Raw genomic sequence first — 24,360 nt, 5'->3', positions numbered from 1 at the left:
AGTTCTCCTCTTATTCATGATCAGTTTCATCATTTTCATAAAATTCGTTCACCTGATGCAGTATAACCGGCAGGCTTTCTCCATCACATATAATGTGATGAATATCAACAAATAGGTAGGAAGCCGTTGTTGTCTTCATTAATTTCACACGCATCAACGGTGCTTCGGATAAATTAAATGGTTGTATAAATTTATCGTATTCTGTTTGTACATCTATTGCGTCCACTTCGCTGTAGTCTAATAAAACCCTTGCGTCTGGAGAAATCGTTTGAATGGGTTCACCGTCCACAACATGGAAACTAGTTCGCAGTATCTCTTCTTGCTGTAACAGCTTATCCAAAGCTTTCTGTAATCTTTCTTTATCCAGCGGTTCTTCGTAGGCATAGACATCCGATACGTTGTAGTTAATGTTAGGTCCGGTCATCTCGTCCAGAAGATAGAGTCGTTTCTGAGCTGAACTTGTAGGGTAGTATTCAGCTGCTGAAGCTTGTTCTATTGCCACAAACATCTCGTTCTCTATCGACCCCATATTTTCCGCTATCTGCTCAGGCGTACCAAAAGTAAAAATATCTCTAATTGACAGTCTTACTCCTATAGCTTTCTCCAATTCATTACACAAGAGCACTGCTTTCAGTGACGATCCCCCTAGATCAAAGAAATTATCAGTTACACTGATTTTTTCAATATCCAGGATGTGCTCAAATGCCTGTACGATCAGCGTTTCATATTCATTTCGTGGTGCAATATATTCCTTTGACTTATACTGCGGCTGTGGTAATGAGGCTTTGTCAAGTTTCCCATTACTTGTCAGTGGAATCGCATCAATTGAAATAATATGTGCAGGCACCATGTAATCTGGCAATACTTTATTTAACTTAATCTTTACATTCCTTTCTTCTATTTCTGTCTCAGCTATTATATAGGCACACAAAAATTTCTCTTTCTTTTTGTCTTCTCGCACTACTACTACAGCTTCACTTATCCCTTCAAGCTCCAATAAACGGCTTTCTACTTCTCTTGGTTCAATACGATATCCTCTAATTTTTGCTTGGTCATCCATACGTCCAATATACTCAATGTTTCCGTTAGGTAACCAACGTGCCAAATCACCTGTCCGATACATCTTCCCGGCTCCAAATGGGTTGTGTACAAACTTCTCGTCTGTCAGGTCTTGTCGATTTAAATATCCTTGAGATACACCCTCACCCGTTATACATAACTCACCTGGAACTCCAATTCCACAAAGCTCATTTCCATTTAAGATATAAATCTTTAATGTTGGAAGTGGCTTTCCTATGTCGCTAATTCCTCTCTCAATGGCTTCAGCATCAATATCGCGATAAGTAGCGTATACCGTGGTTTCTGTAGGCCCGTACATATTAACCAGACGACAATGCCTATTGTTCTCATGCCATTTCTTCAAATGCGTTGGATAAAGTGCCTCTCCTGCAAAAATAACATATCGTAAACTATTTATTGTTTGTCCTGTCGTTGCATCGATCAACGCATAAAATGGCGAAGGTACCTGGCATAAGATTGTTACCGCTTCTTTTTGCAACAGCTCTCCAAATGCATATCCATCTTTTACCGTATCTTCAGAAGGAATTACAAGCTTTGCTCCATTCAATAGGCTTCCGAATATTTCCCAAACCGAAACATCAAAACAATAAGAATGGAATTGAACCCAAATATCATTTTCATATAAATCAAGCTTAAACTTGTCATTCTTAAGTAATCGCACTACATTTACATGCTGAACCATAACACCCTTTGGCCTGCCAGTCGTACCAGAGGTATAAATAACATACATCAAATCACTTGATTGATTTACATGGACAAGGTTACTGCATTCCATTTTATAATTTGCCTCATCATGAAGATTCATGATAGGAATGTCAGCTTCAGGTTCTTTTGTGCCGCATAATACTACCCTTGGCTTACAGTCATTAATGATATAATTAATTCTTTCCTCTGGATAAGATGGATCAACGGGTACATAAGCTGCTCCAGCCTTTAAAATAGCGTATATGCCCACCACCATCTCCAAACTTTTTTCTGTTGAGATAACCACAAAATCGTTTGGTTGAATGTTATAGTCCTTTCGAAGTTTTCTTGCCAGAGCATTCGCCCGTTCATTTAATTGTGCATAGGTCAGCTGTTGTCCATTAAATGTAATTGCTGTACTATTAGGTATTCTGGCAGCCTGCTCTTCAAGTAACTGCACAATCGTCTTATTATGAGGGTATTCTGCATCCGTCATATTGAACTCATCCAATATTTTTGCTTCTTCGTTCATATCGACCATGGCAATATCCTGCAGCTTCTTTTCCGGAGACATTAAAACTCGTTCAATTAGTGTTAAGAAGTGTTTTGCCATGTACTCGATCGTTTCTGGTTTGAATAAGTCCGTAGAATATTCAAAATCAATCTTATAGCCTTCTGAATCACTTATCATGGTTAAGGTAAGATCAAATTTAGAAATACTCCCTTCAACGGATTCCCTCGTTCCAAATTGAATTCGATCCGAATAATTCTCTTTCTCATCGTCCTGCAATACAAACATCACATCGAATACTGGGTTTCTTGAGTAATCTCTCTTTACTCCCACGGCTTCAACCAAATCTTCGAACTGATAATCCTTGTTATCGTATGCCTGTAAACATTTCTCTTTTATACCTAATAATACATCCCCAAATGAATCATCGGAGGAGACATTCCCTTTGATTGCCAGAGTGTTTACAAACATGCCCAACATATTTTGGGTATCCGTATGGCTTCGTCCCGATATTGGAGTTCCTACTATAATTTCTTCCTGTCGACTGTATTTTCCTAACATGGAGAAAAAGATGGATAACAAAACCATAAACTCAGTTGCACCATACTTCTTCGCTAACTCTTTTACTTGAATACTCGTGTTTTCTTCTACCTGTGTTCGGAAATTAGCACCTCTAAAGCTTTGTTTATGAGGGCGTGGATAATCCATGATTAAATCCAGGACTGGTATATCACCAGAAAATTCTTTCTTCCAGTACGCTGCCTGTTCTGTTATATCTCTAGCATTTTGCCAAACGCAAAAGTCTTTATACTGTACTCGTGGTGTTAACAGTTCTCTTCCTTCATATAACTCTTGTATTTTGTAGAGCATAATCGGCATGCTTTCTGCATCACATAAAATATGGTGAATATCCAAAAATAAGTATGAATCATTTGGAGTATCCAGTATTTTTGCTCGCATCAGTGGTGATTTTGACAGGTCAAATGGTTGGACGAAAGTATTATATTCAGCTTGGATATATTGTGAATCTGCTGTATTTACTTCACTGTGCTCCAGCACAATTCTTTCATCTGAAGAAATTTTTTGAATTGGCTCACCATTCACTATATGGAAACTTGTCCTCAAAATTTCCTCTTGCTCTACTAATTGATCCAATGCTCTCTGAAGTCGCTCATTGTCTGGTTTAACTTTAAGCTTGATGACTAAAGGAATATTATAAGTTGTACCAGGACCTGTTAGTTGGTCTAGAAGATAAAGTCTCTTTTGAGCTGAACTTATAGAATAGCTTTCTGCTTCTGCTATTTCTGGTATTTCTTCATACGTATTTACCTTTGAGTTTTTAATTGTTTCTGCAATATTCTTCGGTGTAACTAACTCAAAAATTTCTCTAAGTTGCAGCCTTACCCCTGTACTCTTCTCTAATTCATTACACAGCCGGATTACATTAAGCGAGTATCCACCCAAATCAAAGAAATTGTCATTTACGCTTACTCTTTCCATACCAAGCACATATTCAAATGCCTCGACTACCAATTTCTCCGTCTGGGTCTCTGGTGCCTCATAACCCCTTATCATCTTACTTTTTTCCATATGCTTTTCTGGATCCGGCAATAATTTACGATCTACTTTACCATTTGCAGATAGTGGAATCTCATCTACCTGTATGAATTGTGCTGGGACCATATAATCAGGTAGATATTTGGTTAACTCGCTTTTTATTTCTGCCAATTCTACTGTCTCATCGGCAACAATATACCCGCACAGCTGCTTCTCTCCATGGGAATCACTATAATCAGCGACTACGGACTGGTGAATATTTGGCAAATGATTGATACAGTGTTCTATTTCTCCTAGCTCGACACGATGTCCACGTATCTTTACCTGACTATCTTTTCTTCCAAGGAAGTCTACATATCCTTCCGCACGCATGACACCATAATCACCTGTTTTGTACAGATACCCTAATCTATGGTTGATAAAGGCAGCCTTCGTCTTCTCTTCTTCATTGAGATAGCCTACGGCGACTCCTTTTCCACCAATATGCAGTTCTCCTGGAACGCCTACTGGACATTCTTCTCCACATTCATCCAGTACGTAAATTTGTTGATTTTTCAACGGATATCCATAAGGGATACTTTTCCACTCTGGCTTCACTTCTGTGATTGGGAAATAGATGGACCATATAGAGCCTTCCGTTGCTCCACCTAACCCGATGACTTGTGCTTTTGGCATTCTTGTTTTGATTTTCTCCGGCAAACCAAGAGAAATCCAGTCTCCACTTAGCATCACAATACGTAATCGTTCTGCTGTAGATCTCTGCAATGTATCTTGTTTTGTATTCTCCAAATACATATCCATAATGGCCGGAACCGAATTCCATATCGTGATTTCTTCTTCGATCATGATCTGATGAATGCTACTCATATCTAAAAGATCCGGAATTAATACTAACTGGGCTCCACTAATGAGTGCTCCAAAAATATCATAGACAGATAAATCAAAGCTCATCGATGATAGGGCAATGATTTTATCCTCGCTGCCTACTTTGAATTTCTCATTAATATCTAATAATGTATTCACGACTGCTTCATGGGTGATCACAACACCCTTAGGCTGTCCCGTACTTCCTGAAGTATAGATAGCATAGGCTTTATCCTGCTCACAGCCTTCTAACAGATCTAAGGCTCCATCGTTGTAGGTGGAAAGGTTCTCTTTTTCATATAAATCCGGATGAATCATGAGCTTGATATCACTATGTTCGACGATATATTCTATTCTTTCCTCAGGGTGTTCCGGATTCACAGGAATATAAGCATGGCCGGCTTTTAAAATAGCCACCGTATTTACAATGGTCTCGATTCGTCTCTCTGCCCAAACGCCAATATAAGAATTGTGCGCATAGTTTTGTTCTGCTAAATAGCGAGCGACCTGATTGGATTTTCTCGCCAACTCGCCATAGGTTAATGTATCCTGTCCTAATTTGACTGCAATCGCATCTGGCGTCTTCTGGCATTGCCGGTCTATTAATCTTTGCAGTAAATCCCCTTCATAGTCTCCTTGTGTACGATTGTAATCAAGCAGTAGTTCAGACTGTGTTACAGGCAACGGCATAGATGAAAGATTATGGTCTATGACTTGCTGTAAGCGAAGTTGATACGTTTCAAACATGGCACTGATCATATCTTCGTCAAACAAATCTTTCACATAATCCCAAGTCATCATTAATTGTCCGTCGCTTTCCGCAACTTGGAAGTCCAAAAATACTTCAGGGGTCTGGCTTATTCCGTATTTCAATTCTCCCCTACTGCCTATATTGGCATTGAAAGAATCCGCTTCGTCACGAAGCATACTCGTAAATATAATTGGCATTATAGCTTGATCTGCTTGACCGCGGTTTTCAGCCAGATCACGCAGGAAATCAACCCCACTGTAAAATCTGTGGTCTAACGCTTCAAATAACCGCTTCTGTATCTCAGTAGTTCTTTCCCAAAATGGTCTGTGAGATGATAAATCGATATCTAATAACAATTTTGATACAAAATCCCTCATCAGAGACATTCCATCTTGGTGAAAAGGCTGATTACTAAACAGATTTAAGCTAAGAGCCATATTGGATTGATTGCTCCATTTAAATAGAACTTCCGCATATATTGTGCACAATAACGCAGATGGTGCAATTCTGTTATCCAAAGCTTTGTTTCTTACAATCGCCCAGTCTTTCGCAGAAATTTTCGTTTCTAAACGTTTCACTGTCGCGTTGTTTACAGCATTCCCGTTAAAAAGAAGCGGTAACTGTGGCGCATGTGGGAAATTCTCTACTTTGCTCTTCCAATAAGCTTGATCTCTTTGATGCAATGCTTGCATCAAATCTGAAACTTGCCGTGCCAAAAGATTGGCATGATTATCAAGCTCTGCTTGGGTCGAATCTTTTTCCTCTTTCTTAACGTCCTCTTTCTTAAGTAGCTTTTGCAAACGATCTTCTGGATGCTTTATAACTTCCGAAAGTAATGAAACATAATCATCCAACATTTGCTTTATCGTTTCCTGTTTAAATAAATCTGTAGAATACTCTAAATTGACCACATAACCCTCTGATGTGTGTATTACCATTAAATTCAGATCAAACTTAGCTACTTTTCCTTCCATTGGTACCCATGTTCCACTCATAATGCTCTTTGAACCAGACATAATATCACTCTCTGGCATCATAAACATTACATCAAATAATGGATTTCTTGATAAATCTCTCTTTACATCTACTGCCTCAACCAAGTCTTCATATTGATAGTCCTGATTATCGTACGCATGAAGACATTTTTCTTTTACTCCTAGCAATACTTGTTCAAAACTCTCCTCTTGTTTCACTTTTCCTTTGATCGCCAAGGAGTTTACAAACATCCCCAGCATGTCTTGTGTATCAACGTGGGTTCTACCTGATACAGGAGTTCCGACTACTATTTCTTCCTGTTGACTGTACTTGCTCAATAGAAGCATAAAGGTTGATAACATAATCATGAATTCCGTAGCACCATGCTTCTTCGCTAATTCTTTTATTTCCATAAAAACTGGTTCTTCAATCTTAGTTTTTACGTCGGCACCATTGAAGCTCTTTTTCTTAGGACGTTGGAAATCTGTATTCAAATTGAGTATTGGAATTTCGCCTGAGAACTCGTTCTTCCAATATGCCGCCTGCTTCGTAATATCCTGAGTCATTTGCCAAGCAGAGAAATCTTTATAATGAACCCTTGGCATTGGTAAAGTATTTCCTTCATATAACTCGCTTATCCAGTTCATCATAATAGGCAGACTTTCTCCATCAGAAACAATATGATGAATATCCAGCATCAAGTATGAAGCTTGTGGCGCCTGTAGTAACTTAACCCGCATCAAAGGTGCTTTGGATAAATCAAATGGGCGAACAAAACGATCATATTCATCTTGAATATCTAGTGTATCTGCTTCTTTGTATTCTAATACTACTCTCGCATCTGGTTGAATCACTTGAACTGGCTCCCCATTAATAAGATGGAAGCTGGTTCTCAATACTTCTTCTCTCTCTAGGAGTTTATCTAATGCTCTCTGTAGCTGCTCTTTATCCAGAGTGTTTTCATATTTTATGACATTCGAAATGTTATAGGAAATACTAGGACCTACTATCTCATTGAGAAGATACAGTCGCTTTTGAACAGAACTCATAGGATAGAACTCTGCTTTAGCTATTTTCGGTATTTCCGAAAAACTATCATATCGTAAACTTTTAATACTTTCTCCAATGCGTCTTGGTGTAGCTAAAGCAAATATTTCACTTAGCCGCGGTTTTATGCCGATTGTCTTTTCTAGTTCGTTACACAATAATGTAGCTTTGAGTGAATGACCACCTAAGTCAAAAAAGCTATCATGGACACTAATTTCTGTTATTCCAAGGATTTTCTCAAATGCTTCAACTACTAACTTCTCTTCTCTATTTGTTGGTGCTGCATATTCCTTAGACTTGTATTCTGGTTCTGGTAGTGCGGCTTTGTCCAGCTTTCCATTATGACTTAATGGAATTTGATCAATTCGAATCATATATAAAGGAACCATATAGTCTGGTAACTTCTTGCGTAATTCACTCTTGATTGTATCTTCGTCTAATTTTTCCACTTCTGTCTGAACGACTACATAAGCACACAGATATTTTTCTCCTTGCTTGTCTTGGCGTAGTGCAACGGCTGCTCCACTAACTCCTTCGAGTTCCATCAAAGCACTTTCAATTTCTCCTGGTTCGATTCTGAAACCTCTTATCTTAACCTGATCATCAATACGGCCAAGGTACTCAATATTTCCATCCGGCATCCACCGTGCCAGATCACCTGTTTTATACATCATTCCTGAACCAAAAGGATTTTTAATAAATTTCTGTGCTGTCAATTCTTCACGATTTAAGTAGCCACGCGACACACTTTCTCCTGCAATACATAATTCCCCTGGTACACCTATTCCAGCTATTTTTTCATTTGATAATATATAAATTTGTGTATTACTAATAGGCTTACCAATTAATACTTTGTCTACATCTAAGCCTGCTGGACAATGATATCCACTGGAATTAACTGTAGTTTCTGCTGGACCATAGAGATTCAGTAGTTCTGCTCTTACTTGTCCTTTTTCCCTTAATTGATTATAATGTCTCACACTTTCTGCATTCAGTTTCTCGCCAATATTAATGATATAACGTAGAGTATTGATTTCCTCTTTGCTCATATCTAATTCTTCTAAAAACATATTGAACATTGAAGGAACGAACTGGATTGCATTTACTTGATAATCCTGAATTACCTTGATGATCTTATCACTTTGACTTTCTTCTCCTTGTTGCAAAATAACAAGTTTACCACCTGCTAACATCCACCAAAATACTTCCCAGGCAAAAACATCAAATGCACAAGTGGTCTTCATTAAAAGGGATTCTCCCTCGTGCAATGGATATTCTCTTTGCGTCCACAGCTGCTGATTGACAATATTCTGGTGCTCTACCATAACCCCTTTTGGTTTTCCTGTTGTACCCGATGTATAAACCAGATAAATAAGATCATGAGGGGTATTTACATGTTCTGGATTCTCTGTACCTTCCTCATCATGGCTTGCACTATACAAGTCAACAACCTTTTCAGGAGAAATATTATACTTTCCTTGACCAATTAAAACCGCTTTCGGCTGGCTATCCTCCAAGATATACGCAATGCGTTCTTCTGGATAAAACGGGTCAATTGGTACATATGCTGCACCCGACTTTAGGATGCCATACAATCCGACCACCAGCTCTAAGCTTCTTTCTGCTATAATCGCAACAAAATCATCAGGCCGGACATGGTATTCCCGTCGTAACTTTAATGCAAGCTGATTGGCACGAGCATTTAGTTCAGCGTATGTCAATTTCTCATTCCCGAATACAACAGCTGTATGATGGGGTGTTCTTGCTACTTGTTCTTCAAATAGCTGTACAATTGTCTTGTCTCTTGGATAGTCGATGTCCGTTGCGTTAAACTGTACTAATTGAATCTTTTCTTCTGCTTCATTTGTCATGCCCAATTCATTTAATTTCGTCTGTGGTGCTGCAATGGCTTGTTCCATAAGTCTTTGCAAATGGGAACCAATAATATTTATTTCTTCCTTGTTATATAGCTTTGTACTGAACAGAATTCTAAAATGAATACGATTTTCATCACTCTTAAATGCTGTCATTCCCAAGTCATACCCGATTTGTTCGCGGTAATATTCAGACTCCACATTTAATTTGCCATCAATATTTATACTTGTTCCTTGATAGCCTTCAAAGAAGAATAGTGTTCCAATTAGATTCCTTCCTAATAAAGTATGATTCTGTATTTCTGCTAAAGGAAGAAAATCGTGTTCATTTGCAGCAATTGCCTGGCTCTGTAATGATTTCAACAAATCGGCAAATGTGTCTTCGTTTGTTGTCGATATACGTACGGGTATGGTATTGATAAATAAACCAACGATTTCTTCAATACCTTCAATCTCTGCATTTCTACCAGATACAACTTTTCCAAAAACGACATCATTTGTTGAGTTGTATCTTTCCAATAAAACGCCCCAACAAGCTTCTACTAGCGTGTTCAATGTTACATCATACTTGGCACATATCGCTTCTGCTTGTTCGGTTACCTCCAAGCTTAACTTAAACTCTTGACTCTGACTCTCTTCTTGTGTTTCTTCTGGACGACCCATAGGTAAAATTTCAGCCCTTGTCTCATATCCTTGAAGAAGGTCTTCCCAATATTTAAGGCTCGGCTCTTTATCTTTTTCATTGATATAATCTACAAATTTTTCATAGCTCCCAATTTTATTAGAAGCAGCCTGATTAAGTATTTTTAATTGTTCTTCATCTGTTGCCATATACGCACTAAATAATTCTTTACGCAAAATTGGCAAACACCAACCATCTAAAATAATATGATGGTTCGTCATGATCAACCGATAACCACTGTTCTTTATTTTTATCAAATTCATACGAAGTAGTGTATCTTCTTCCAAATCAAATCCACGTTTTACATCTTGTTCTTTTAAATCAAGATAATCAGATTCATTATCTACTTCCATATAATTAAATTCCGGCATTCTTTCTTTCAATACAACTTGTCTTGGTACACTTACTCCCCGATAACAGATCTTTGTACGTAAAATATCATGCTGTGTTGCTAGATATTCAAAAGCCTTGTGCATCTTCTCTACATCTACTTCCGTCAATCGCAACGTCTGCTGAACAACATACTTCGTAGAGGATTCATCCAAAAGCTTCTCATAGAGCATTCCCTCTTGCACAGGAGCCAATGGATAGATACGTTGAATTTCTTCGCCGCGGTTTTTGGCAGCTTCCTGTACATAACAAAATTCGCTATCTTTCCATACCCTCTCACCAAAATCACTTGCCGTTGACTCACTCTTCTGTGCATGGGAGCAATGTTCTGCGACCGCTATCAGTTCTTCTTCATATGCTTTTCCTATTTGCTCAATTCTCTCAGCTAAATAACGACTGCTGTTGCAGGTTACTGTCATAGATAAACTACCATTTTGCACATGACCTATGACGTTAATGGATGGTCCAAATTGATTGCGAGGATCCGTATCCTGTCCATAACCCAGTTGTGAAAACTCAAAATTTGGATCGCCAGATCCTTTCTTTGTTTCTAGTTCTCCAAGATAGTTAAATGATATATCTGGTGCCACTTCCACATCCATTCCTTCTGAATTAACCATGTCTGCATACTTTATGAGGCCATAATCAATTCCATGTGCTGGCACACGTCGTAGGTTCTCTTTCGTATTTCGAATATCCTGAGCAATATTAGTGCCTAACTCTTCTAAAACTACGGGATATATACTAGTGAACCATCCTATTGTCCTACCTAAATCAAAAGACCCTACTGTTTCTTCACGACCATGTCCTTCCATCTGTATAGCAAGCGTTCTCTGACCTGTTACTTTGTTTACCGCACGTCCTAGTGCTGCTACAAGCAAGTCATTAATCTCTGTATTATAAGCATGTGCACTTTCTTTTAATAACTTTTCTGTGATCGTGGCATTAAGACATGCCACGGCTGTCTTTGGTTCGAATTCATCATCAGTGCTATCTTCTTTTAACTTACCATCAACCAATTTATTTTCTATTTCTGACCAGTAAGCTACCCTTCTCTTTAACTTTTCACTCTGGCTGTAATGAGCTAATCCTTCGCTCCATACTTTAAAGGAAACGGTTTTAGCTGGTAATGTTATCTCTTTCTGATTCAAAGCTTGAGAGTAGCCCTTCTCCAAATCCTCACTTAAAATTCGCCAGGAAATCACATCCATTATCATATGATGAGCTAGCAACATCATATAATCTTGCTCCGGCGTACTAAATACAACAGCCTGCAATAATGGTCCTTCCGCCAAATCCATCTTTACTTTCGTTGACTTAATTTTTTCCTGAATCTCTTCAGATTCACATGCTATTGTTGTAAAACCGTACCATTTCTTATCTTCTACTTTCCCTATAACCTGTTTCTTATCTTTGTACGTAGCTCTCAACATATCATGATGCTGCACTAACGCAGATAGAGCTTTTTGTAGTGCCAGGGCATTTAGCTTTTCACGAACCTTAAACACTTGGCATACATTAAAATGTTCAGGATCCATCATATTTTGTGCGAAGAAGTAGTTTTGAATTGGTGTCAGTGAAATTTCACCACTTATTTCTCCTTGCTCCGCAGGTATAATTTCTTTTTTTGTGGATAAATTCATGGCTATTAGCTTTGGTGTTCTCTCCATCAAAAGATTTCGCATGGAGATATCGTATCCAGCTTCTCTTATCTTGTTTAGAATATGGATAGCCTTGATGGAGTCCCCACCCAAATCAAAGAAATTGTCGTTTACGCTTACTCTTTCCATACCAAGTACATATTCAAACGCCTCGACTACCAATTTCTCCGTCTGGGTCTTTGGTGCCTCATAATCCCTTATCATCTTACTTTCTTCAATACACTTTTCTGGATTCGGCAATAATTTACGATCCACTTTACCATTTGCAGATAGTGGAATCTCATCTACCTGTATGAATTGTGCCGGGACCATATAATCAGGTAGATATTTCGCTAACTCTCTTTTTATTTCTGTCGATTCAATTGTCTCATCGGCAACAATGTACCCACACAGCTGCTTCTCTCCATGGGAATCACTATAATCAGCGACTACGGACTGGCGAACTTTGGGCAAATGATGGATACGGTGTTCTATTTCTCCTAGTTCGACACGATGTCCACGTATCTTTACCTGACTATCTTTTCTTCCAAGGAAGTCTACATATCCTTCCGCACGCATGACACCATAATCACCTGTTTTGTACAGATACCCTAATCTATGGTTGATAAAGGCGGCCTTCGTTTTCTCTTCTTCATTGAGATAACCTGCGGCGACTCCTTTTCCACCAATATGCAGTTCTCCTGGAACGCCTACTGGACATTCTTCTCCACATTCATCCAGTACGTAAATTTGTTGATTTTTCAACGGATATCCATAAGGGATACTTTTCCACTCTGGCTTCACTTCTGTGATTGGGAAATATATGGACCATATAGAGCCTTCCGTTGCTCCACCTAACCCGATGACTTGTGCTTTTGGCATTCTTGTTTTGATTTTCTCCGGCAAACCAAGAGAAATCCAGTCTCCACTTAGCATCACCATACGTAAGCGCTCTGATGAAGTGCTATGCACCGTATCTTGTTTTGTGCTTTCCAGATACATATCCATAATTGCCGGAACCGAATTCCATATCGTGATTTCTTCTTCGATCATGATCTGATGAATGCTACTCATATCTAAAAGATCCGGAATTAATACTAACTGGGCTCCACTAATGAGTGCTCCAAAAATATCATAGACAGATAAATCAAAGCTCATCGATGATAGGGCAATGATTTTATCTTCGCTGCCTACTTTGAATTTCTCATTAATATCTAATAATGTATTCACGACTGCTTCATGGGTGATCACAACACCCTTAGGCTGTCCCGTACTTCCTGAAGTATAGATAGCATAGGCTTTATCCTGCTCACAGCCTTCTAACAGATCTAAGGCTCCATCGTTGTAGGTGGAAAGGTTCTCTTTTTCATATAAATCCGGATGAATCATGAGCTTGATATCACTATGTTCGACGATATATTCTATTCTTTCCTCAGGATGTTCCGGATTCACAGGAATATAAGCATGGCCGGCTTTTAAAATAGCCACCGTATTTACAATGGTCTCGATTCGTCTCTCTGCCCAAACGCCAATATAAGAATTGTGCGCATAGTTTTGTTCTGCTAAATAGCGAGCGACCTGATTGGATTTTCTCGCCAACTCGCCATAGGTTAATGTATCCTGTCCTACTTTGACTGCAATCGCATCTGGCGTCTTCTGGCATTGCAGGTCTATTAATCTTTGCAGTAAATCTCCTTCATAATCTCCTTGTGTACGATTGTAATCAAGCAGTAGTTGATACTGTGTTACAGGCAGCGGGATAGATGAAAGATTATGGTCTATAACTTGCTGCAATCGAAGTTGATACGTTTCAAACATAGCACTGATCATATCTTCATCAAACAAATCTTTCGCATAATCCCAAGTCATAATTAATTGTCCGTCTCTTTCCGTGACTTGGAAATCTAAGAATACTTGAGGGGTCTGGCTTATTCCGTATTTTATTTCTCCTAATTTCGGCAAAATATCTGTAAATTCCGATTTATCGAATAACATACTAGTGAATACAATTGGCATAATCGCTTTACTAGTCATTTCTCTCTTACTTGCAATATTTCGTATAACATCAACACCACTATAAAAACGATGATCTACGGCTTCAAATATTATATCTTGAACCATAGATGCTCTCTCCCAAAAAGCACTATGAACAGACAAATCAATATCTAACAGTAAAACTGACGTGAAATCTCCAATCAACTTCATTACGTCTGGATGAAAGGACTGTCGATTAAATAATGTTAAATTAAGTGCCATTCTGGATTGATTGCTCCATTTGCCCAAAACTTCCGCATAAATTGTACATAAGAATACAGATGGTGTTACACCATACTGAGTTGCTAAGCCTTTCACAATATTCCATTTATCAGTTGTCAGACTCTTCTCCATTCGCTGAAATGTTGGTCTCTCTATGGATTCTGGCTCACAAACGAATGGTAGCTGAGGGGCATATGGAAAATCCTCTATTTTGGCTTGCCAATAATCTTGAGCTCTTTGATAGGCGGAAGATTCACGAAAGCTCTCCAATGCCCTTACATAATCTGAAAATTGAAATGTTAAAGGTTCAATCTCCATATTCGGTTTCTCATAATAATCCATGATCTCTTGTATTAAAATTAATAAACTGCCGCCATCAGCAATTAATAAGTCAATATCCAGGAAGAGGTAATTTTTCTTCTCACCAAGAATAAATGCAGACAACTCAAATAATGGCCAATGATCTTGTTGAAAAACAAAATGTGACCTGCGATTTCTTTTTTCCAATATTCGTTTTTGTTGATCCTCTAAAGACAGGTCTTGTAAATCTTCAATACAAATCTCATAAGAAGAAGCAGAACGTCGAACTTTTTGCATTCCTGTATCATCAAAAATAGTACGTAGCATAAGCTGACGCTCTAAAACATGATTCAATGCATCGTTTAAGCGTTTAATATCTAATTCTGTTTCAAACTCATAATAGGCATGTGTGGAGATATTGCCCATTTCCATAATATTTTGTCTTCCAACTAAATAGGCTCCTTGTATTTCTGTTACCGGAAACGGCTCATACCACATGTCTTTATTCCCTGTTAATTCAAAAGTTTGGACATCCTCTACCTGTAGTTGTTCCTCAACAATCGTAATTATTTGTTCCAGGGTAGACATTTTGAAAAGGCTTACGATAGGGATTTCAACTTGAAATCGTTGATTTATTTCATCCTGGAAACGAATCAAAGTTAACGAACTAACTCCCATCCGAGAAATAGTATCGTCTACTTTCAAAGTAGGGATAGAGAATACTTCTTTTGCAATTTCAACGATTTGATTTTCAATCTCCGCTTTGTTCCATGCTGGCTTCTTTGCGGATTCCTTGATACTCTGATAAGAATATGGAGCTATTGCGATAACATCATCAAACTCATGATTCTCAAATCGCTCTATTAAAAGATATCGTTGGACCTTTCCACTTGTTGTTTTCGGTATCGTTTTTATTGGAATTACATAATCTGCAGCTATTCCAATCCGTTCTAATACCATATTCTGCACTTGATGGGCAAGCGGCAAAAATACCTTAGCATCTTGTCGATTATGTACAAATACTATAATTTCATCCCTGATAGATGACGGATTGCGTACACCACACACAACGACTTGAGACAATTGTGGGATCGCCAATGTTAACATATTTTCTATATCACTAGCATAATAATTCTGACCATTTACAAACAGAATATCCTTCTTTCTACCCATTACAATTAGTTCTCCATTGCGTAAAAACCCTAAATCTCCTGTATGGAAGAAGCCCTGCTCACTAAAAGGGGAACTATCATGATTCATATATCCCTCAAATACATTTTTCCCTTTGATCACGATATTGCCTATGTAATTTTCCTTTAAGATGTGATCTTCATCATCTACAATCAATATTTCTAATTCATGTAATGGTTCTCCTACTATGGCAAACTCTGCTGCATTTGGCTCCTTCGTTTCTAAATCTTCCACTTCTTGTCCAATACGAGCTTTATGACGGTTAATACATACACTTCGATTATGTCCTTCTTCAGGAATAGTAACAGCCAAACTAGCTTCTGCCATACCATAGACTTGATGGATCGTTTTTTCACGCAAGCCAGAAGACGAAAATTTTTCATAAAATCGTCTAATGGTATCCATTGATATTGGTTCTGCACCACACATTATGTTTCGCACACTAGATAAATCAATATGTTCTAAATGTGAATCCTTTACAGTCTTCATCATCCAGTCTAATCCAAAATTTGGACTTACAAGCACCGTTGCTTTTAATTGCGCACATTTTTGAAGATATAGCCAAGATTTCTTTAAAAATGTACCGGAATTTAGAAGGGAATGAGATATACCCGCAAATATCGGAGTTAAATGATAACCGATCAAGCCCATATCATGTGTCAATGGTAACCAACTAGCCATGACATCATTTTTGTCTAATTTCATACGATCTACTATCTGTGCCAAATTATAAGCTAGATTTTCATGTGTTAATTTTACTCCTTTAGGGTTACCTGTGCTGCCAGACGAATATTGTATATACGCTAAGTCCTGACAATCTACTGCAACGCATTGCCCCTCTTCCATATTACTTGCTAAGGTTTCATACTCTAAATATTTCAAATTAATGGCTTCATAACTTTCTCTAAACGTATTTAAATTTCTTTCATCAGTAATTATCCACGCATTCGACAACTGCTCGCTTACTTTCACTAACTTTTTGAAGGCTTCAGTGTCAGGTGATGCAATTAGCGGTATAGACAGAGGGACGGGTATCATGCCTCCTAAAATACAACCCCAAAACAACCTTATAAAGAATAGATTATTGTTTGTCTGAAAGATAATATAAGAGCCCTTCTGAAATCCCTGCTTTTGTAGTGCCCCTAAGATGCATTTGGCATTAAAATAAAGACTTTCATAAGACTCAAACAAATCAGAGCCATCGGATTGAGTAAAGTAAACTCCCCTTGATTTCTCATTAGCATAATTTCCAAGTAATTGGTCGAGTGTTATATTAACTCCATCCTCTAATACTAATTTTGTAAAAGATTTCATGTTTTACCTCCCAAGAAATTATGTTTTTATGCTACGACATTATCTTTATTACAATTGATGCAACGTTTTGATCTTGCCTCAATCCATTCATAACTATTTTCGCCAATGACGGAAATCTTGCTATTTTTCAAAACATTGGTATAAAAAAAAGAGCCTCAATTAATAATGTCATCTTGAAACTCTTGATAGGTCTTTGTTCCATATTCTTTTTTCTGAAAAAATCAAATGCCACACTTGGATTATTACTTACCTGATTTCTTACGAAATCCTTTAAATCCGTGGGTATATACGGTTCATAGTTTGGACAATTCCCCCCTTTCATGCCTCTTATACACTCTCACTCTCTTAGCTCACATCATACAACCATCTTATAAAAATCAATGATTTCTCCTTCTGCAACAACACCATATATATCAGTTTAATATACAATTTATGACATATTATCTTCCTGTTTATGACAACAAATCAAATTAATTATTCAAATCACCTTTAATATCAAAATACAACATAATCATCTATAATTCTATTATATTCCATTGAAAGATGATATCAACAATAACTTTAAATTTTTCAATTTCCAAGGGCGTTGACTAAATCCAACGCCTTTAGCCTTCAGAAAACTGGAAACAATGGTTGTTGTCTTGCCAATACTGTTATTTGACCTTTCTCAAATGATAGATTCATATGATCAACGGCGCAGTAATCGCCAAATTTCTCCACTAGATTTATACATTCAATGGCCTTTGTCATTTTGTACTAACCTCCGCTAATTTCTTCTTCGTTACTTGTTGTCCTCATTATATTGAAAGGCTTTATGGGTCACTATCCATACAATAAGATAGAACTATTATCTCTGTATAAAAGGATATAGCTTTAAGGCGTGCTTATTGTAAAGCTGCAAGTGTCACAAAAGCAAAAATCCACAGCCTTAGTCGGTTGTGGATTTTATAATTGTATGTATGGAGGCGAGGGGGTCGAACATTAAAAGGTAAACCTGTAACTAATAAAATAAAATCGGTGATGATTAGCTCTATTTAAATCATTCCATCTTATACAACATAGAGCTTAACAGCTCCCTAATCCTCTGTCCTTCCCCGCTCTCGTTGGTACGGAACCTTTCTAATTTCATCCCAAATTTCTTGAAAATCTCTTCTTTGGCTGGCTGCATCATCCCTTGAGTGGGGTGATCCGCTTACCTCCATATACCTCGGAACTCTCCCTAATCCAACCATCCCTTGCTGCGTGCGATATCGATCGCCTCGATCCGTGTATTCGCCCCGAGCTTCCCGATCGCTTCTGACATGTAGTTCCGTACCGTTCCATAGGATAGAAACAGCTGTGCTCCAATATCTTGAAGAACTAAGCCTTGGGCAGCCAACTTCATGACTTCACGCTCCCTGGGTGATAATGGACATGGATCATCCCATACCGCGAGCGACAATTCTGAATTGATGACACGCTTCCCATCATAGACCCGACGAATCGCATCAGCCAGTTCCTCGCTGCCCGTATCTTTAAGAAGATATCCATAAACTCCTGCCTGCATAGCCCGCTGGAAATATCCAGGACGCGCGAATGTCGTCAAGATGATGACACGACAAGCTGACTTATTCTTTTGAATCAATTCCGCAATATCTAACCCCGTTTTCAGTGGCATCTCAATATCCAGAACAGCTACATCCGGTTCATACTCCTGAATCATGGACATCACTTCTTCCCCATTTTCAGCTTGACCGACGACTTCAATATCATCTTCTAACGAGAGTAACGTTGCCAGTGCTCCCCTTAATAACTTTTGATCTTCTGCCAAAACAATACGAATCATCTAAGCGCTACCTACCTTTTCATTTCGTATTACCCTAGGTATATGTAAGGTGACTTCCGTCCCCTTGCCTGGGGACGAAGACAGCGACATACGTCCGTCGATCATAACCAACCGATGCCGCAATCCGGCGAGGCCATTACTGCTAGTATAAAGTTGCTCCGGATCTGCCCCAATACCGTCATCACGTACAGATACACGAACTTCCCCTTCCTGAATGTCTAGATGAACTTTGCACTTTGTTGCCCGGCTATGTCGAACCACATTTGTAATCGTCTCGCGAAAACACATCGCCAAAATCGTCTCCTGTAAGGGTGTTAACGGAAGCGAATTGTTCGCTAAAGCGTCTTCCGTCCCAACATTAGAAGGTCTGGGATCGGAAATCGATTGATATTGAAAAATAAGCGGTATACCCGCAGCTGAACATAACGATACAGCATGCTTATATTCGTCAGCGAGATATGTAACTTTCATCTCCGTAACCAATTCTCTCATTTGTTTCAAGGCTGCGCGTGCCGTTTCCCGTATTTCACGAGCCTCTGCTATCGCTCTCTCGGGAGAACGATTGACCAATTTCTCAACGACCTCGCCTTTTAGTGCGATTAATGACAGCGTATGTCCCAATGTATCATGTAATTCACGTGCGATCCGCTGGCGCTCCTCCTGCTGTGCCATTCGTTCAGCAGTTTCTGCCCGCAGCCGCGCTGCCTTCTGTTGAAATCGGGTCGAAGTTCGAATAATATACGGCAGAATACAGATGCCAAACATAGGCACCAGCCCTATCCATACTAGGCTGCCCATCCGGTCCAAGTAAGGAACGGCGATAAATCCCATAGCTACCGTAAAAACGATCGTTATAGAGAGTAATATCGGCAGCTTTTGTTTGCTCAGCGGAGCAGCGATCATAAAACCCATAAACGTATACATAGGGTGAAATACAGCTGCTAAAATTAAAAGTATACCCAACTGAACCATCAATATTGGCGTGGCCCACTTTACATAAAAGTAGGATTGTCGAAACAATAGAACGAATAGGCCTAACAGAACAAAGCCAAGCCACTGTATACTTGATGGCTCATAGAGTAAAAAGTACAAGGGTATCATTAAATTGGTTAACAAAATATAAGGAGCGGCTCCTTCCGATTTTGGAAAGAGACGCCACTTTTCTCTATTCAATTAGACCGCATCCCGTCGATTATATATATAGATTGATAGTAGCATAAAGAGGAGACCGCATCCTGTCAAAATTATGAAATCGATACTTGCTGGATTTTTTCCAGCGATCATATTCCATGCCCCATTGGCGTAACGGTGAGATGGAAGCCATTCCCCGACCGAGCCCATCCAAATTGGCAAAGTACTAAGCGGCATCCAAAGCCCCCCTACAATTGCGAGTCCCATCTGTAATACATTTCCGATGGCAACGGAGGTATTTGCATTTTTAAGCGTTCCTAGCAATGCACCAAGCGCCAGAAAAGATATGCTCCCGATCCATAACCATAATCCGCATAAAATCCATTGCCCGGCTGTCAATTGTATATCATGAACAAGGCCAGCAGATAAAAAGATAACAACAATGACGATCAAGTGAACAGCCATTTGCGATACGATTTTGCTGCCAATCCAGACTGCAGGAGATAGTGGAGTTAGCTTCAATAAGCGTACCCACCCGTCTTGATGCTCGAACGATAAACGGATACCGAATTGAGATACGGCTGTACCAATCAAACTGAATGCAGTCATCGACATCAAGGAAAAGACACCCCAAGTTGTCGATTGGATCGATTGACCTACCCCATTCATACTTGCAAATAAAAAGTAGAAAGCAAGCGGCATCGCAATGGAGAAGAGTAAGAAGAATGGACTGCGGATAATTCGTATACTTTCTGCTTTGGTCTGGGCAACAAACATATGGAACATGGCTATTTTCCTCCTAAAAATGTTTATTATCGTATAATTGTTTGTTTATTTGAGCCTGTAAGACTTCGGAATGTATCTTCTAAGCTGGCGGATTGTATATCAATATCCGATATTCCCCATTCAGACTGCATCAGTGTAAATAACAATACATCGGTCTCTTGGGCATACAGACGAATTCGCTCACCGTTGCATTCTGCCTTTTCAACGCCAGGTAATGTGAGCCATTCCTGCTGGGCTGGCGCGTTCGCCGCTCGAAATGAAACGGTTCTAAGCGCGGTTTGAGCCTTTAAACATTCCGGAGTCCCTTCCGCAACAACCTGTCCACCAGCGATGACTGCGATGTGATCTGCGACAGCATCAGCTTCATCTAAATGATGTGTAGTTAAGAGCACCGTACGTCCGTCACTTGCCAGTGCTTGGATGGTGTCCCAAAAGCGGCCACGAGCCTCGATATCCATTCCGACGGTTGGTTCATCCAGCAGGAGAAGCTCTGGATTTCCCGCCAAACTCTGAGCGAAGGCTAATCTACGGCGTTGTCCTCCAGACAGGGAGGAGGCGCGTCGTTTCTGATCCGCATGGAGACCCGAAATGTCTAACAATCGCTCCAGCGACATCGGATTACGATAGTAACTGCGGAACAATTGAAGCACTTCTTTGACCGTAAGTCCATCTGCTGCTTTTACATCCTGCAAAAGCGCCCCGACGCGTTGCCGTAATTCTTTTGTGCCAGACGGGACCCCCAAGACCCTGACTTCTCCTGAGGTTGGCTTGATCATTCCGAGGATCATGGAAATGGTTGTTGTCTTGCCTGCCCCATTCGGTCCGAGCAATGCTGATATTTGACCTTTCTCAAATGATAGATTCATATGATCAACGGCACAGTAGTCGCCGAATTTCTTCACTAGATTGATACATTCAATCGCCTTTGTCATTTTGTACTAACCTCCGCTAATTTCTTCTTTCGTTACTTGATGTCCTCATTATATTGAAAAAGCGCGAGAACCAATTAGTGTGGGTTGTCACAAGCCGGTTATGACAAATGTCAGAAAAAAAGAAAGCAAAAAAAGAAGGACCTGTAGGTCCTTCTTCAGGATAACGTGCATTTGACACTCTTTGAGTGAGGTGTCTTGCTTTGCAAACTTATATTATCTTTCCCTCTGTGAATATAAATTTATTTACGAAGACTCTGAAGCCCTCATTATTTAATCGCTTCTATTTCTGACGTTTTCTCGATGTTTGAGCATGTAATGAACAGGATGATTCAGATGGAACGGAAAGTGACCAAATTCGGCAACAGCCTCGGTATAACCATGACTGATGTTTTGAAGCAAATTGGACTGGATCAAGGCAACACTGTCAGTATTGAGGTTAGTCCAGCCACAAGAGAAATCATTATTAAGAAGTTAACAAAGGTCTCCTTACCTAAAGGAATACGTGCGGACTTCATGGATACTTTGACGATGACGATCACGCTTTTATGGCCTGCACTACAAGATGGATGCAAGAAAGCCGAAAATTTTACATTGGATATGGTTAACCATCAATTCGATCGTCAACAATCGGCTGCGATCATTGAAGCTCACTGCATCACGATTCCCAAATCATAAATCTAAGCCTTTACTCAAGTGGCCCTTTTTTCATTTGTCGATGTCTGTATTTAGCTAGAAAGATACGCCAGCAAAGCTTCATAAGATTTGGAACAGAGTGTGCGTTTTCTTTGAGATAGGACAATGCAGAACGGTTTCCTCGTTTCGTATTGCATTCGCTGCATGAAGCGATCAGGTTTAGCGGAAGATCCGAGCCGCCTTTGCTTGAGGGGATCATATGGTCCACTGTCGTAGCGTGTCGTCCGCACCACAAACAAGTGTGATGATCTCGTTTCAGTGCAGCTTTTCGATAGTCCCGAAATAAGAATGGATTATAAAGCAATTGGATCGTCTGCTCATCAATCCAGACAGCTCGCGATCGCTCAACTTCCCGCCAAGCCCGATGGGGTAAACATGGTGTTAGTTGTTGACCATCCATATTGAGTACCGTTATCAATGGTTCCTCTCCATCATGACTATGATTCATCGATTTCACTCCATCTGTACGACATGTTCTACCCTATAGTATTAATATAAAACAAAAACACCATCCTCATGCGGATGGTGTTCATTATGATGGAACCGAGGGGAGTCGAACCCCTGTCCTCCATCTTTTAATCCGTTTTATATGATTTTAAACAGTCTTTTAATCGTTATAAAACCAAGGAATTAGCTTACTATGGCGCAGTTAATTACCTCTACGTGTTACGGTGTATTAGCTGGTTTGTCTACACAATGTCTATTTGTAGACAAATACTCATTTTCATTCTTTGATAACTTTTGAAATGACACTTACTGCGTTTTTATGGATTTTATCAAATGAATGTGCATATATCTTACTTGTTGTCCCTATCTCGGAATGACCCATTGCCTCGGAAATTGATTTCAATGAGACTCCCTCATTATACAGTATACTACACCATGTATGACGTAGGTCGTGCAATCTGATTTTTGGCAGTTTATTCTTTGCTAAGAATGCGCTAAATTGTTCTGTCACAGAATTCACACGATAAGGTCTACCATCTTCTTTGGTATATACATAATCGGTATCAATATAGGCATTCCCCAATCTCTGTCTCCATTCAGATTGTACAGATTGATGAGCAATCAGTATCTCGTATAGATCATCGTCGATATATAGTGTTCTTCTACTTTTTTCCGTCTTAGGGGCTTTCACTATTGTTTCTTTCCCTGCACTAGTTCTAACTTCATGGATATGAAGGCATCTGTTTTCTAAATCGACGTATTTCCACTTCAAGCCAACGATCTCTTCTCTTCTTAACCCTAGCAATCCAGCCAAATAAATGGGGACTTCCAACTTAGTGCTCTTAGCTGCCGCTAGAAGTACTTTCAACTGTTCCTTAGTGTATGACTGACCTTCAAATTTTAATTTCTTAGGCAAACTCACTTGATCAGCTATATTCCCATACACATACTGCTGTTTCACGCCATAATCAAGTGCTTTTCGTATAATTGCGTGATGTTTATGTACAGTGTTAGGGGAAAGTTTTTTGTCATCCATAAGATGTTTATAATATTTCTGAATGTGATCTGGACGAAGCTTTTCTAATTCCACCGTCCCCATATAGTGAACTATATGCTTTATAATATTACGATATCCGTACTCGGTAGTAGCTTCACAATTGTATTTCACATAGTTATCCATCCAATTCTCAAGGAATTGCTCCATAGACATCTTTGGAGTATGAACTAACAGGTTACGTTGCTTTTTGTAATTAAATTCGTTGAGTATTGTTTTTGCTTCCTTCTCTGTGGTTACTGTTTGATATTTTCTCATTCTTTTCCCTGTGGCATCAAATCCAAGCTCAAGTGTCACTCTATACTTTTTTCCAATCTTCTGAAAGCTCCCAGCCAATGATATACCAACTCCTTTAACAAGAAAAACAGAGAACTGG

General features: G+C 39.2%; 8 protein-coding genes. 1 reads left to right on the top strand and 7 read right to left on the bottom strand.

The genetic code is table 11. From position 1 onward, the window contains the following. Window positions 1-10: 10 nt before the first annotated feature. From MKX98_RS01615 to MKX98_RS01595, 5 genes are all read right to left on the bottom strand, one after another. Window positions 11-17,116 (bottom strand): amino acid adenylation domain-containing protein, encoded by a 17,106-nt coding sequence (locus MKX98_RS01615; protein WP_339221043.1) that lies wholly within the window; start codon window positions 17,114-17,116, stop codon window positions 11-13. Between the two features lie 1,219 nt (window positions 17,117-18,335). Further along, on the bottom strand, window positions 18,336-18,941 hold the full coding sequence (locus MKX98_RS01610) for a response regulator transcription factor (RefSeq protein ID WP_144872483.1): 606 nt from the start codon (window positions 18,939-18,941) through the stop codon (window positions 18,336-18,338). After that, a complete protein-coding gene (locus MKX98_RS01605) occupies window positions 18,942-19,865 on the bottom strand; it encodes a sensor histidine kinase (RefSeq protein WP_339221039.1) in 924 nt (307 codons plus the stop codon). It abuts the gene before it with no gap. Window positions 19,866-20,114: 249 nt separating this feature from the next. Beyond that, a complete protein-coding gene (locus MKX98_RS01600) occupies window positions 20,115-20,858 on the bottom strand; it encodes an ABC transporter permease (protein ID WP_339221037.1) in 744 nt (247 codons plus the stop codon). A gap of 26 nt (window positions 20,859-20,884) precedes the next feature. Next, window positions 20,885-21,790 (bottom strand): ABC transporter ATP-binding protein, encoded by a 906-nt coding sequence (locus tag MKX98_RS01595; protein ID WP_339221035.1) that lies wholly within the window; start codon window positions 21,788-21,790, stop codon window positions 20,885-20,887. A 333-nt stretch (window positions 21,791-22,123) separates the two neighbouring features. Between MKX98_RS01595 and MKX98_RS01590 the strand changes: the two genes are divergently transcribed. Further along, window positions 22,124-22,465, top strand: coding sequence for a hypothetical protein (locus MKX98_RS01590; RefSeq protein ID WP_339221033.1), 342 nt, complete (start codon window positions 22,124-22,126; stop codon window positions 22,463-22,465). Window positions 22,466-22,475: 10 nt separating this feature from the next. On the opposite strand, the gene MKX98_RS01585 is transcribed toward MKX98_RS01590, so the two are convergent. Beyond that, window positions 22,476-22,931 (bottom strand): HNH endonuclease, encoded by a 456-nt coding sequence (locus tag MKX98_RS01585; RefSeq protein ID WP_339221032.1) that lies wholly within the window; start codon window positions 22,929-22,931, stop codon window positions 22,476-22,478. Window positions 22,932-23,207: 276 nt separating this feature from the next. Then, window positions 23,208-24,320: a tyrosine-type recombinase/integrase gene (locus tag MKX98_RS01580; protein WP_339221030.1), complete on the bottom strand. Its 1,113-nt coding sequence runs from the start codon at window positions 24,318-24,320 to the stop codon at window positions 23,208-23,210. Window positions 24,321-24,360 lie beyond the last annotated feature (40 nt).

This window comes from Paenibacillus sp. FSL W7-1332 (assembly GCF_037969785.1).
Lineage (GTDB): Bacteria > Bacillota > Bacilli > Paenibacillales > Paenibacillaceae > Paenibacillus_AQ.
Note: the sequence above shows the minus strand (reverse complement) of the source record. Positions and strands in the feature narration are given on the sequence as shown.